13 protein-coding genes and 2 pseudogenes are annotated in these 13,019 nt (G+C 33.5%); 9 read left to right on the top strand and 6 right to left on the bottom strand.

Going from position 1 to position 13,019, the window contains the following annotated elements; genetic code table 11:
* The first annotated feature begins 39 nt into the window (after nt 1-39).
* From KDN24_RS04255 to KDN24_RS04265, 3 genes and pseudogenes are all read left to right on the top strand, one after another.
* Nucleotides 40-591 carry a peptidoglycan recognition protein family protein gene (locus KDN24_RS04255; RefSeq protein ID WP_409970570.1) on the top strand — a complete coding sequence of 184 codons (552 nt, stop codon included), beginning with the start codon at nt 40-42 and terminating at the stop codon, nt 589-591.
* Between the two features lie 276 nt (nt 592-867).
* Nucleotides 868-1,192 (top strand): annotated as a pseudogene (gene tnpA, locus KDN24_RS04260) (IS200/IS605 family transposase); the annotation flags it as partial.
* 215 nt (nt 1,193-1,407) lie between these two features.
* Nucleotides 1,408-1,830, top strand: a complete 423-nt coding sequence (locus KDN24_RS04265; RefSeq protein ID WP_409970571.1) for a hypothetical protein — start codon at nt 1,408-1,410, stop codon at nt 1,828-1,830.
* Nucleotides 1,831-2,046: 216 nt separating this feature from the next.
* On the opposite strand, the pseudogene KDN24_RS04270 reads toward KDN24_RS04265, so the two are convergent.
* Nucleotides 2,047-3,606: pseudogene (locus tag KDN24_RS04270) on the bottom strand (IS1182 family transposase); the annotation flags it as partial.
* A gap of 203 nt (nt 3,607-3,809) precedes the next feature.
* On the opposite strand from KDN24_RS04270, the gene KDN24_RS04275 reads away from it, so the two are divergent.
* Nucleotides 3,810-3,941 carry a hypothetical protein gene (locus tag KDN24_RS04275; protein ID WP_409970878.1) on the top strand — a complete coding sequence of 44 codons (132 nt, stop codon included), beginning with the start codon at nt 3,810-3,812 and terminating at the stop codon, nt 3,939-3,941.
* Between the two features lie 184 nt (nt 3,942-4,125).
* On the opposite strand, the gene KDN24_RS04280 is transcribed toward KDN24_RS04275, so the two are convergent.
* A complete protein-coding gene (locus tag KDN24_RS04280; RefSeq protein WP_409970879.1) occupies nt 4,126-4,725 on the bottom strand; it encodes a hypothetical protein in 600 nt (199 codons plus the stop codon).
* 130 nt (nt 4,726-4,855) lie between these two features.
* Here KDN24_RS04280 and KDN24_RS04285 point away from each other — a divergent pair, with 130 nt between their 5' ends.
* Nucleotides 4,856-5,077, top strand: coding sequence for a hypothetical protein (locus KDN24_RS04285; RefSeq protein WP_409970880.1), 222 nt, complete (start codon nt 4,856-4,858; stop codon nt 5,075-5,077).
* 1,089 nt (nt 5,078-6,166) lie between these two features.
* On the opposite strand, the gene KDN24_RS04290 is transcribed toward KDN24_RS04285, so the two are convergent.
* From KDN24_RS04290 to KDN24_RS04300, 3 genes are all read right to left on the bottom strand, one after another.
* Entirely contained in the window at nt 6,167-6,349 is a 183-nt protein-coding gene (locus KDN24_RS04290; protein ID WP_409970953.1) for a tyrosine-type recombinase/integrase, read from the bottom strand.
* 149 nt (nt 6,350-6,498) lie between these two features.
* A complete protein-coding gene (locus KDN24_RS04295) occupies nt 6,499-6,879 on the bottom strand; it encodes a tyrosine-type recombinase/integrase (protein ID WP_409970881.1) in 381 nt (126 codons plus the stop codon).
* A gap of 34 nt (nt 6,880-6,913) precedes the next feature.
* Entirely contained in the window at nt 6,914-7,327 is a 414-nt protein-coding gene (locus KDN24_RS04300) for a tyrosine-type recombinase/integrase (protein ID WP_409970882.1), read from the bottom strand.
* A gap of 251 nt (nt 7,328-7,578) precedes the next feature.
* Here KDN24_RS04300 and KDN24_RS04305 point away from each other — a divergent pair, with 251 nt between their 5' ends.
* Nucleotides 7,579-8,142 (top strand): hypothetical protein, encoded by a 564-nt coding sequence (locus KDN24_RS04305; RefSeq protein ID WP_409970883.1) that lies wholly within the window; start codon nt 7,579-7,581, stop codon nt 8,140-8,142.
* Nucleotides 8,143-8,277: 135 nt separating this feature from the next.
* On the opposite strand, the gene KDN24_RS04310 is transcribed toward KDN24_RS04305, so the two are convergent.
* Nucleotides 8,278-8,859, bottom strand: a complete 582-nt coding sequence (locus tag KDN24_RS04310) for a tyrosine-type recombinase/integrase (protein ID WP_491348463.1) — start codon at nt 8,857-8,859, stop codon at nt 8,278-8,280.
* A gap of 434 nt (nt 8,860-9,293) precedes the next feature.
* On the opposite strand from KDN24_RS04310, the gene KDN24_RS04315 reads away from it, so the two are divergent.
* From KDN24_RS04315 to KDN24_RS04325, 3 genes are read left to right on the top strand one after another with little or no spacing between them, the layout of a single operon-like run.
* Nucleotides 9,294-10,526: an ABC-three component system protein gene (locus KDN24_RS04315; RefSeq protein WP_491348464.1), complete on the top strand. Its 1,233-nt coding sequence runs from the start codon at nt 9,294-9,296 to the stop codon at nt 10,524-10,526.
* Nucleotides 10,510-11,007 carry a three component ABC system middle component gene (locus tag KDN24_RS04320; protein ID WP_409970885.1) on the top strand — a complete coding sequence of 166 codons (498 nt, stop codon included), beginning with the start codon at nt 10,510-10,512 and terminating at the stop codon, nt 11,005-11,007. The genes KDN24_RS04315 and KDN24_RS04320 overlap by 17 nt, the downstream gene beginning before the upstream one ends.
* A gap of 1 nt (nt 11,008) precedes the next feature.
* Complete coding sequence (locus KDN24_RS04325; RefSeq protein WP_409970886.1) at nt 11,009-12,988, top strand: DUF3732 domain-containing protein; 1,980 nt, start codon at nt 11,009-11,011, stop codon at nt 12,986-12,988.
* Nucleotides 12,989-13,019 lie beyond the last annotated feature (31 nt).

A 13,019-nucleotide genomic window follows, 5' to 3' on the forward strand; every position in this document is an offset into this window, starting at 1 on the left:
AAGAGCTGCTAGTCGAAGAAATGAAAGAGGTGAGGGTAAATGATCTATCAATTTCAAAAATTGCCTAAATTAGTTGACTTAAGAGGAAAGACGAAGAGAAAAGGTTCTTATAATGATTATGGAGTAAACAGCAAAACAGATATCGCCATACACTATTCCCTTACAACAGGTGGGGATTTAGCTACGTTCGCTCGCTATCACGTCGATACGAATGGATGGCCGGGTGTAGCATATCATTTTGTAATCTTAAAAAACGGTACGATTGAGTGGAATCATAATTTAGGTGTCTTATCTTATCATGTGGGAAATTCTAATAGATTTGCTGTAGGAATCTGCGTAGTTGTTGACTTTAGAACAGAAGAACCTACTCCAGCGCAAAAGCAATCCTTGTATTTACTTATCGAAGCATTAAAAAAGGATCTTCCAAAGTACAAACTTACTTGTGGTCATAATGAGTTTCCAGGATATGCATGGAAGGCCTGTCCTGAATTTGACTATCGAGCAGTGTTATCGGGTACTGGATTAGACAAGCCTAGTAAGATAATTGATATTGATCCAACGGTTGTGTATTGGGATGATATGATATTCTGAAAAGGGCAGATTGGACGTATAACAATCTTAAAACCTATCAATCTGTGGTCAGATGATTCAAATGGAAAAAACTTAAATTCACTGGAAGAATCCTGCAACCTAAAGAGCGTTTTAGAGTTTATAGTTATCGTGATAAACATGGCGGTTAATACGATGTGGGTGCTGGAAACTGGATTATTAAAATGGATGGGATATGTTCTTTACGAGACTCCTAGCAAGCACTATTAGCAAAGGCCGCAGAAGTATATAAATAAACGTTAAAACTGGAAATAACCTTGTGATATGAAAGATGTGGAAATAATCGAAGGCGTATGCAATGCCAGATCATATCCATATGTTGGTGAAAATACCACCAAAGATGTCAGTTTCGTATTTCATGGGATATTTAAAAGGTAAGAGTTCTTTAATGTTCCATGATAGACATGCAAATTTAAAATACAATCATGGTAATCGAACATTTTGGGCAAAAGGCTATTATGTAAGTACGGTTGGCTTAAACGAAAAGACAATCGCAAAATATATTCGAGAGCAAGAAGCTGTGGACCGTTTGCGAGACAACATGAGCAAGCGAGAATATACTGATCCATTCAAAGATAAGTAGGAGAGTAAACGGTTGACGGTCAATTTTAAGGCTCCTTTAGGGGCTTCGTTGGTAAAGTGCCCTTATAGGACGAAATTAAAACCGCCGGTTCTACCGGCGGATACTTACTTTAACAAAAGATTAGTATATAAAGACTACCCTTATAATAAAAATATAAATAGTTTAAAAAATATGAATGAGGTAACAATTCTTATTAAAACTTGGAGGGTATCAAAATGAACAAAGCATTAACAATTTTAATATTATCCAGTATTTTATTAGGTCTTTCCTATATATCTGAAGCGAAGGGAGTAATTAACTCAACGGATATTAAGAAAGAAGATGCACTTTCAGATGATTGGGAGGTTGTGTTAAGTAAGGAGGAATCAGCCAAACCTGATCTTTATAAAAGTTATATGATAATAGTGAAAAATAAAAGTAATGAAACAAAAGATGTAAAAATTGAAATAGAACAACCAGTATCAGCAAATTCAAAGTTTTTTTCCGAACCTGTAATCTCTGAGCTAGAATCTAGTGAGTTTGTCGAATTAGGTAGATATTTTATACTTAATAATCACCCTAAAAAATTTAATGTTATACTAACCTGGGAAGAAAATTCAATAAAGTACACAGAATCATTGGTTCTAGAAGATAAATAATATTACTATAAAGGTACCGTAGCATTTCTTAATTTATGAATTATGCGATGAAATTAAACTTTAATCGTGGTTTTTAATCAAACTTTATTATAAAGCCACACAAAAGACGAGGCTGGGACATAACTAGCTTCAAATAGCGAGAAAGGTGAATTTGAGGATCCTCAAATTCACCTTTCTCTATTTTTGCATATAAATTCTTCTATTCCCTTAGTTAATGGCAGTGAATTTTCTTAAATTCACTGCCATTAACGCAAAGCCCATTTCGTTTTCTACCTTCGATTTTCCTCGTACAGAAAATCGAGCGAAACGCAAATTAGCCTTCAAGAATCCAAAAACTGGTTCCACATCGATTTTACGTTTACGATAGATGGCACTTGTTTTCTCTTCTGAAAGCTTTGCTCGCACATATTCTTTTTGTTGTTCCCACTTTTCATTCACCATTAACTTTCGATTATTACCTTCTTTTGCTTTCGTACATGAAGAACGGAATGGGCAGTCCGAACAGTCTTCACATTCATAGATTTTAAACTCTCGTTTGAAGCCTGTTTTATCCGTACGTACAGAATGATATTTATATAAAAGGCGTTGCTGGTTCGGACAAATGTACGCTTCGTTTTCTTCATCATACTGCCAGTTATCTGGATTGAATTCGTTTTGTTTATATTTTTTCTTTTGCTCTTTCAAGTACATATTATACGTAATTAGCGCTTCTCGTTTACGATTTGAAAGGATATCATCATAATTTTGTTCACTGCCATAACCTGCATCTGCCACAATGTGTTTCGGTAATTCAAAATAACGTCGCTCGATCTCATCTAGGAACGGAATTAACGTTCGTGTGTCTGTTGGATCTGAAAATAAACTATAGGCAAGTGCGTACTGTCCTTCCGTTGCGACTTGTACATTGTAACCAGCTTTTAATTGTCCGTTTTGCATATAATCATCTTTCATCCGCATAAATGTCGCATCCGGGTCTGTTTTAGAATAGCTATTACGTGAGCCAAAGATTTCAAAGTCTCGTTGATATTTCCGTTTTCGTAAGACAAAATCAATCAACTGTTTTTGCACTTGTTTCGGGTATTTACGTTCACTTCTTAGAGTTTTTCGCTCTGGAATGTCTGATGATGCTTCAATTTGTTTATTATAATCGGTTACGACATCGTTCACTTTTTGAACCATTTGAGTGAGCTCATCCATTGATAACTGTTCATCGCTTTCACGTTCAAGTTCAGGGATGATTTCGTTCTTAAGGAGTTCATCGTATAGCTGGTTTGACTTTTCAATTAAACTTTGATGATATTTCTCAATTGATTTTTTCCAGACAAACGTAAATTTATTCGCATTTGCTTCAATTTTTGTACCATCAATAAAAATCGCTTCTTGGTCAATCAGATTTTCTTGTACTAACTGGCAGCGGAATTGAACGAAGCATTGGCGGATTAATTCTTTTACCTCCGGTTGTACACGGAATCGGTTGATAGTTCGGTAGCTTGGTTCATATCCTTGAGCTAGCCACATCATACGGATACTGTCTTTTAATAGGGCTTCAATTTTGCGCCCTGAGAAGACAGATTGCGTGTAGGCACATAGGATAATTTTAAGCATCATGCGTGGATGATAGGCAGGGCAGCCCTCATTTCGAAGAAATGGTTCAAAGGCTTCATGAGGGATACTTTCAACTAAATGATGAACATGGAGGGCAATATCATTATTTTGTAATTTTACTTCTAAATCTAAGGGCAAAACGATTTGATTCATGTTATAATGTTTAAACATAAGGACACTTCTTTCTGATTTGATTTGGTGTGGTAACTTAATTTTATCAGAAGTTGTCCTTATTTTATTACAAAATAATCAAAGCCGGTGAAATTTTACTCGTCGTAAAATTTCACCGGCTTTTTCATCTTAGAGGTGGGTTTTGTCCCAGCCTCGTTCGTTACTTGATATAAGAATTCGTAAAAAGTCTTGATGAATCTCTGATGATCAGTTTCTCTACACTGATAGTATCAATCCTAGCTTTGTCATATACTTTTTCTAAAAAAAGCAAAACGCCCCTAAGCGCTGATACACTTAGGCGATTTACCGTTTTAAATGTTGCTGATTGCCTTTGAACGATCCTATTTTATTGCAGACCGTTTGATGGTAGCAGCCATTGAACGGTCTTTTTAATATATGCTGTTTCAACCAATAGTATACACTACTAGCTTTGTAATATATACTGTTGTATTTTTGAAACAGTGGGTATTCAGGCAAATTTCGTGCTTCCTCATTTTAGTTAATAGTGAAAATAGATTGCTATTTTGAAAAATCTACTGTATTTGACCAAGCATCGCCAAATACATATATTTTATTAGAAAGCTGACCTGTTAAAGTTCCACTTACAACGGATTCTATTTTACCACTTGATGCCGCAGGAGATAAACCACGAGTTGGATGAACTGTATTTTTAGGTACAGAATAAAATTCACTCCATGCATCAGGTGCTAAATAATAATCATTTCTAAACCAAGTCATATCATAGTATCCATTTACAATAAAATCATCTACTATCCATGCTGTTATCTCACATTCAACTCGTAATTTGACCTGTTTACATTTATTAGTTGCAAATCCCCTTAAATTCGTTTTTTCTAGATCGCCTTTTTTCTCTAAATCAATAAATAAATCCTCTAATTCTTCCTCTGAGTTAGCTTCAGTAATAGCATTTTGAATTTCCGTATTTAATTCACTAGTTTTAAATTGTTCCATAGAAAGTTCCATGTTTTCGTTTTCGAGGAAAATTAATTGAATATTACTAGATTCCAATTCAGATGAAGAAGCAAAACTTGTTGAAGGGATAACACAAATTACTAAAAATGATAAAAATGAAATAAGTAACCTCTTAGTTTTTAACAAAATAAATCCTCCCTTTTATAGTTATTCGTTATATAATTTCTATATAAAACCAAAAACTCCTGTAATATTTTGGGGAAAAATGAAATTATATACAAAATATTGGAGGAAATAAAATAAAGGAGTGATTAATATGAAACCTACAAATTATATTAAATTAATTTTATCATTCGAAAATGGTGTTTTTGTATCACAAAATCCCGAAGGAACTTTAGTTGAACCTGATATAGTGTTAAATCAATTGGTTCATGATTATGAACTAAACGAATCAAGGAGCATATTAAATTTGAAAACAAAAGAATATGAGGAAGTAAAATTACAAGACATGAAATCTTTATATATAGAGTTTAAATAGATTTTTTCGGTTGATTCGATCCAATCAAAAAGCTATCCTACAGACAAGGTACGGGTAGTATTTTTTTGTCCTCCGGTACTCTTTGCTCAAAAAGATTCCACCCTTTATCCCTTGTCTTATACGGATTTTTGCAGGTGTAGCCTTGTCGCTATGTCGAACATACCCAATACGAGGTTTTCAGGAGTTCGGCTTGTAGGCCACGATACCTGCCAAATCGCTCATGATGCCGTCCAGTGAAGAATGATTTTTATCAAACCTTATTAACTCTACATTTTTAACTAACTTTGATTAGCTTTTCCACCATAAAATATGTTCCGTACATGTAGATAAGCATGCATTAGTGAAAATAATATTAAGTAAAAATTCTTTTATGATAAAAGATTTCCAAAGAAGAAAATAGGGGGTAAATGGTATTTTCCTGTTAGGGCATGAGGATATTATTATTAAATGGATTCATGAAGAGTAGAAGTAATAATAATATTATTTGAGCGGTAAATACTAACTTGAAATATTAGAAGGTGGCTATATATTGAAGAGATTTCAAGGAGAAATAATAATCACTGGTATAAGTTTTAGTTGGATATGAAGTTTCAGTTCCTGATGGATTATCTGAATTTTTAAATAGAGCTGGTGCTTGGAAGTATATAGAACAACTTGTTCGATTGAAGAAGATAATTCTTTAAAGGATTATGACCGAAAAACAGTTCTAGAAGATGGGGATTTAAGAACTTATTTATCCTATAAAGGTATGAAATGAAAATATTGTAGACTCTAGACATATGGTTTTTTATTTTATTTTTTTGAAAAAGTAAAAGCATTCCTTGTGAGTGCTTTATTATTTGTTCATGCTCATGTTTAAAAGTAGCTAATTTTACTAAAAGGGGAATTATAAAAGCGTTGATATAATCGCTTTTTTAAGACGTATTTCTACCTATTATATAGGTACTTTGATGGGCGGAATGATGTAATCTGCCCCTAAAACCCTTGATATGACTGGGTTTTGTAGTAAGATGAGAGTGGTTTGCTAACATTGAGGAAACTAACAGAGGCTTCTCATGAGTTCACCAAACTTTTGAGAGGCTTCTTTTTTCATTTCTTGGGTAACGTGTAGATAAACGCTTTTCGTAAAAATTGGTCATCGGTATGACCAAGACGGTCCATGATTTGTTCAAGTGACACACGGGCTTCGGCAAGTAGTGATGTATGGTTGTGTTTTAAACTGTGCGGAGTCAAATCTTCATTTAGGCCGGCTATTTTAAGTAGCCTTTTCATTCGGTCTCGCACATTTTTAATCACGATGGGATATCCTTATTGCCGTTGCATCTTGGCGAAACTAAAATCTTGGTTCTAGTAAGCATCTCCTAACCGCTTGATGACCTCATCTTGAACCTTTTTATGCTCCTTTAAAGCCTCGATGACATCTACATCCACAATGATTCTCCTTCGTGATTTTCATGTCTTTGAGTACCCAGTTGATATTTCAGCGCATTGTTGTTTGGATTGTAACCCGTTTTCGTGATGCTGATGGTGTGATTCACAAAATCAATATCCTTCCACTTGAGCGCAATTAACTCCCCGGCCCGAATACCTGAATAGGAAAGAATGAGAAATGCCAAGTAATCGTGTTCTAACCCCTGTTCCTTGGTTGTTTTTAAAAACAGAGCAAGTTCTTCTTTTTCTAGATGTTTTGGTAGTTCTTCTTCCTCTAACTGTTCAATGGTTTTCTTATCTTTTTTGAGATAAGAAAATTCCGTTGGGTCTTTTTTGATCAGTTCGAACTCCAACGCTTTTCGGAAAATCATTCTCCCAATCCGATGAATCCCTTCTCGCGTGCTGTCAGAATATCCTCTCCTTTAAATCATTTAAGCATTCTTGATATCGTTTTGGGGTAATGTCCTTCAACTTTAACTGACCAAAGTAAGGAAGCAACTTCCTGATTTCATGAAGACGTACTCGAATGGTTCCGGGTTTTACATCTTTTGTTTCACTGTAAATAGGTAACCATTCTTTCGTAAAATCACTAAAGGTCTGACAGGATTCCTTGATGTAAATCCCTTGTTCTAGTTCATGAATCAAAGCAGTAGCGGCTACTTCCGCCTCCTTTTTTGTTGGGAAACCGCTTTTGGTCTTTTGCATTCGTTTGCCGGTTTCTGAATCAATCCCGATATCAAGGACAAAATCCCATTTGGAGCCACATGAGCAATTTTTCTTCTTGCAGGTACAGCCCCGTCTGTAGAAATGACGTTTCATTTCATTGAATGACCTCGCTTTCCAATGTATTTTGTAACAAATATTCATTATGTCCGATTTTCTTTTAAATAAATCGTTTAATTTGGTTTGAATTAAATTGTGGAAGGAGATCATTTTTCTTAGCTCTTCAACACTTTAATTCTGCTAAAATAAAGTTACGGTATAATTTAACCTATAGTCCAATGTTTAAAGGAAATTTGACTGGAACATGGAACACTCACTATCAGCTTAAATAAGGATAGGTGTCAGTTATGATTAAATATCTCAAAGATTTTACCATTGGTGTTTTAGCTTCTCTATTTGCTACACTTTTAACTACATACGCTGTTAATATAGTGCTACTTGGGAAGGCACTTAATTTAGTAGAATTTTCAAGGGTAGTTGTTGATTATAAATTTGTAGTATATTGGATATTATTGTTAATATTTATTATGGTAATTCGTTGGTTTATAAGGACTAGAATTGATAAGTTGCAGGCAGTATATCCTATGGTTATGAGTATTGGAAGCCACTATGATTTAGAATATAGCGGAGAAGGATATGGATTTAAGTGGAAGATCTATGCGGATGCTAAACGTAGAGATCCAATCACGAATGAGATTTTGGATATCAACGTAGGGAGGGTAGACGGGCCATATTGTAAGAATGATTATAGAAAAATGAAAGTATCAAGAACTTACTTTGGTAGGTATAAATATAAATGTCCTAAATGTGGTTATAAGAAAACCTTATTGAAAAATATTTGGACACTAGAGTGTGATATTGAGGATGAGATTGAAGCAGAATATAGGGCTAAAACAATTGCCAAATTATAATAACTGAAAACTGGTCTATTTTATGTAGGTTGAAAGCAAAATGCTTTCATTTTACTTTCAAATAAGATTGTTCATTAATTTACTAAATTTATCAGAGGCTTCTTTCTTCATCTCTTGGGTTACATGAAGGTAAACTTATCTCGTTACTTCGTCATCTTGGTGTCCTAGACGGTCATAATCTCTTCTATTCCCACGCCAGCTTCTGCAAGAAGGGAAGTATGGGTGGCGAAGAGAGTGTGGAGTAAGTTCCTGATTCAGATCGACCTTCTTTAGAAGACGGGCCATTCTAGTTTCAACAAATTTGATTAAAACAGGATAACCCGGATGACGGTGGACATTAGCAAACACAAATCCTTGGTCAGGATAAGAATTCCCCAAGCGCTGTATAAGCTTGTCTTGGGTTTCCTTATATTTTAAAAGTGTATTGATTACTAGTTCATCTACAACAACCTCACGTCGTGATTTTTTTGTTTTAGGCGGTTCAAGTTGATATTTAAGGGTATTGTTGCCAACATTTTTGTATGTTTTGGTGATACGAATAGTTTGCTTTGTAAAGTCAATATCACTCCATTTAAGTGCCACAAGTTCTCCAACACTTATACCTGTGTAGGCTAGCGTTATGGAATATAGCCTCGTCCATAAAGAGTCCTTTCTCAGTAAAAGTTTTACTGGTGAAGGTAATAATTGATGATGCCAATAATTTAGAAAACGTGAAATCTCATTCGGATATTCGAAAAGCTATGTTTGAAAATAATTTGCTTACGCAGAGGATTGTGGAGTATATGGGCGATGAGGCGTTAATGGTGCAATTTGATAACAATGTTAATAAAAACTGATTTAAATTATTAATAGAGGTACCCTCAAAGAAATGTTGTGGGTGCAATGACATTACCAGAGGTAAAGTTATTGCACCCACAGTATTTTTTATATCCTGAAAAATTAACTTTTGTTTGCAACCTATAGATTCGGTAACAGGGCTGGAGTTTGTTTTTAAGATGTATGATCTGAGATTTGGAATTTTGTAGGAAAAGCAGGAAATATGTAGGTTTATGTATAATTCTCATAGAGGAGACTTTTAACCTAATTTTTTTACATATTTTAAAAGTTATAGATATTTAATTTATTAACAAGTAAGGAGTTGACGGACTTTGGTGAATCATAAGGAACCTAATAGTAAGGAGGCTAGATTAAAAAATACTCATGTGCCTGACAAAGTTTATGCGTATTCATTACAAGTAAGGCATGCGCTTTTTGAACTACTAGATTGTACGGATTCTGAAATAGTAAGTATAGAGGTTTTTGATGACATTGCTATAGAAAAAGATGATGGAAGTATTGAAGCAGTGCAATTGAAAAGTGTTCTTTCAAATAATAATCCAATTTCAGATCGAGCTGTTGATTTATGGAAAACATTATACAACTGGTTGATAGCTGTTCAAGAAGGAGAACTGGACCCGGATAAAACTATTTTTAAGTTATTTATTGCGGCAGATAGAAAAGGGAACATTGTTAAACTATTTAGTAATGCAAACTGTTCCACAAAAGCAGAAGAAGTGTGGAAAAAAGCTAGAACTGAATTTTATGATGACACTGGAAATGAAAAAAGTATGGGTGATCAATATTCACTTTTTGTTAGAGGTTTTTTTAATCCAGTAAATAAATCATCTGCATGTAATATAATAAAAAATTTCAAACTAGTTACAATTGATAGTAGTCATACTACGGCTTTATACAATAAATTCTGTCAGAAAGCAATAATTCCTGACGAGCTTTTAGAATATGCATTTGATTATATTTTGGGGTGGATTGATAAAAAAACTGCAAAATTAATAGAAACAACTCATGTTATGTCTATAAGCTATTCAGAATATAAAGCTCAGCTTGTTGCAATCACTCGAGAATTAAATCAAAAACTAAGTCTTAAAGAATTAGCTCCAAGACCTTCAAAGGAAGATATAGAAAATGAATTAGTTATTTTGAAAAATTACTTGGGACAATTAGATCTTATTGAATGTGATTATACAGATAAAATTGAAGCAATTAGTGATTATTTAAGAGCATCAATAAACAGAACAATATGGGCGAGTCATGGTGATATAAGTGAGAGTAATTTATTAATTTATGAAGAAGAACTAGTAAAAAAGTGGAACAACAAAAGAAAGATTATTAATCTTACAGAAAAAAGTTTATCTCCCGAAGAAAAAGGAAATCTTCTATATTTGCGGTGTAAAGATGATAGTTTAAATATTGATTATTTAAGTGTACCGGGATTTTTCACACCAGGCTGTTATCATGCATTATCTGATGATTTGATAATTGGTTGGCATCCTGAGTACAAAAAATTATTCAAGATTGGATGCGAAAAAGATGGGACATCTGAGTAAAGAAGTAAGGAATATTCAAAATCCAACTTTTGGAGGATTTGTTATTTGGAATTTTGTACGTGGATATTACAGTAATAATTCTTCATTTACACCTTTTCCACTACTGTTCATTATATTGCCTATGGTATGTAGAGAAGATGTTGTTGAAGTATTAAATAGTACCAATAGACCATCTGGATTACGACAATTTGCTGATAAATTTCTGACTACTAAAGTATCAAAAAATGATATGTTATTGCAGATACATAGTGGAAGTTCAAATATGAAAGGATTAACTCTTGACTCTATAAGGGTTGCTTTATATTCATCTTTGATTTCAATGGATTATGAAAATGCCCTTGTTTTTCCAATTACAACAACTGAACATAAGAGCGAACCCAAATCAATAATTAAGTTTGGAAAAGCTTCAGAAAAGCTAGGATTCTGGTGTTCTCAGCTCACAATGCATGAGGTCTCACAAATTTTGAAAGTGAGGTTTTAATATGAATTTTCAAATAAAGAAATTAATATTATGGCCCAAAAAACCAAATTTCAAACCCAAAGAAATTGAGTTTAAACTCAATGAAATCAATATTATTACTGGAGCTTCTAGAACTGGAAAATCTGCAATTATTCCAATTATTGATTATTGTCTTGCTTCAGGTACTTGTTATATTCCTGTAAAAACTATAAGAAATGCTTGTAGTTGGTTTGGTATTGTGATTCAAGCGGAAAATAAGCAAATACTTCTTGCGAGACGTGAACCGGGTATACAAAAGTCTACTGACGATATGTATATTGCGGAAGGGGTAGATGTTGTTACACCTGAATTACCTGTTAAAAACACGAATAAAAATGTAGTAAAGAAATATTTAGACGAATTGGCAGCCCTTTCCTTTTTAGATTTAGAAGCAGACACAGATAATAAATATTTTGGAAGGCCTTCGTTCAGGGATTTAATGGCATTTTGTTTTCAACCGCAAAATATTGTAGCCAATGCTAATACTTTATTTTATAAAGCTGATACTACTGAGCATAGGACAAAATTAATTAATATCTTTCCATATATACTTGGGGCTGTTACACCGGAAATCATTGCTAAACGACATGAAATTAATGTTTTGTTAAAAGAATTAAGACGTAAAGAAAAGGATTTAGCAAAATTAATAGATGTGGCACAAAAGTGGAAAACAGAAATGGGCGGTTGGCTTGCTGCTGCCGTTGAGTATGGGCTATTAAAAACAAATGATGATTTGACGCAATTAACATTTGAAGATCAAATTGAGTTATTAGCTTCATTATCTCAAAAAAAAGCATCTGATGCTGGTGTTTTACGTGAAAATATCGAAACATCTTCTCAGGAAATAGTATCACTAAGAAAAGAAGAAAATAAGATTTCCCTTATGCTAACATCCTTTAAAAAAAGATACACCGAAATGACCCAATTAATGGAAAGCGTAGAAAGTTACAGAGAATCATTAACAATCCAAGTTGAAAGATTACACGTTTCAAAATGGTTAAGAAGTCTTAGTAATAACGACGAGACTTGCCCTATTTTCGGAAAGATAGATAGACATCCCAAAGAATTAATTGAAAAATTCTATACTAGTTTAATTCAATTGGAGAAAGAATCAGCATTTACAGAAAGTATACCCGCTGCATTTGAACGAGAATATGAGAATGTTAAAACTGAAATAATGAAACTAACAGAGCAACTAGTAGCAATACAGAAGAGAATCAATATTCAAAGTAATATTTTAAACGCTTCTGCTGAAGAAAAGTATACCATTGAAAATATCTCGAGATTTTTAGGTCAAATTCAGTATGTGAGTGAAACATTTAAAACAATTGGATTAGATAGTGATTTATCAACAGAGATAACTGAAATAAATGATAGACTAATAAGATTAAGGTCCCAAGTTAATGAATTTGCTATAAAACAAAGGATAAATTCAGCATTAAGAAAAATTGAAGGTTTTACTATCAAATTATTGCCTCACCTTGATTCAGAAAGACCAAATGATCCTGTAGAAATGGATTATGAAAATCTTTCTATTAAGGTTAGTGGTGAAGATGGCCGTGATGATTACTTGTGGGAAATTGGCAGTGGATCAAACTGGTTGGCATATCATATTTCTGTAACGCTAGCTTTCCATTTGTTTTTTAATAGTCAAACCCATTCTTCTGTTCCTAATTTCATGGTTTATGATCAACCAAGTCAAGTATATTTCCCGCAAAAATTATCAATTAAAGATTCAGGAAAAGATCTAGATCCTAAGTTAATTAATGATGAAGACCAAATCGCAGTAAAAAAAATATTCTTAACAATGTCAAAAGCATTGAAGGATTCAAACAATGGTTTCCAAGTAATTGTTTTGGAACATGCTGATAGTAGTATTTGGGGGGATATAATTGGAGTACATGAAGTATGTGAATGGAGAGGCGAGAACAATAAGTTAATTCCAGAAGAATGGATTAATTAAATTGGTTGTAAGGGAAAGAACAAATTTAAAA

Origin of the sequence: Cytobacillus sp. Bva_UNVM-123, assembly GCF_046351715.2 — a bacterium.
Lineage (GTDB): Bacteria > Bacillota > Bacilli > Bacillales > Cytobacillaceae > Cytobacillus.

Coding starts and splice junctions, on each gene's coding strand:
- KDN24_RS04275 (WP_409970878.1), top strand. CDS start 3,810: ATGATCAGTTTCTCTACACTGATAGTATCAATCCTAGCTTTGTCATAT.
- KDN24_RS04300 (WP_409970882.1), bottom strand. CDS start 7,327: ATGAAACGTCATTTCTACAGACGGGGCTGTACCTGCAAGAAGAAAAAT.
- KDN24_RS04265 (WP_409970571.1), top strand. CDS start 1,408: ATGAACAAAGCATTAACAATTTTAATATTATCCAGTATTTTATTAGGT.
- KDN24_RS04325 (WP_409970886.1), top strand. CDS start 11,009: ATGAATTTTCAAATAAAGAAATTAATATTATGGCCCAAAAAACCAAAT.
- KDN24_RS04295 (WP_409970881.1), bottom strand. CDS start 6,879: ATGATTTTCCGAAAAGCGTTGGAGTTCGAACTGATCAAAAAAGACCCA.
- KDN24_RS04255 (WP_409970570.1), top strand. CDS start 40: ATGATCTATCAATTTCAAAAATTGCCTAAATTAGTTGACTTAAGAGGA.
- KDN24_RS04320 (WP_409970885.1), top strand. CDS start 10,510: ATGGGACATCTGAGTAAAGAAGTAAGGAATATTCAAAATCCAACTTTT.
- KDN24_RS04305 (WP_409970883.1), top strand. CDS start 7,579: ATGATTAAATATCTCAAAGATTTTACCATTGGTGTTTTAGCTTCTCTA.
- KDN24_RS04290 (WP_409970953.1), bottom strand. CDS start 6,349: ATGAAAAGGCTACTTAAAATAGCCGGCCTAAATGAAGATTTGACTCCG.
- KDN24_RS04285 (WP_409970880.1), top strand. CDS start 4,856: ATGAAACCTACAAATTATATTAAATTAATTTTATCATTCGAAAATGGT.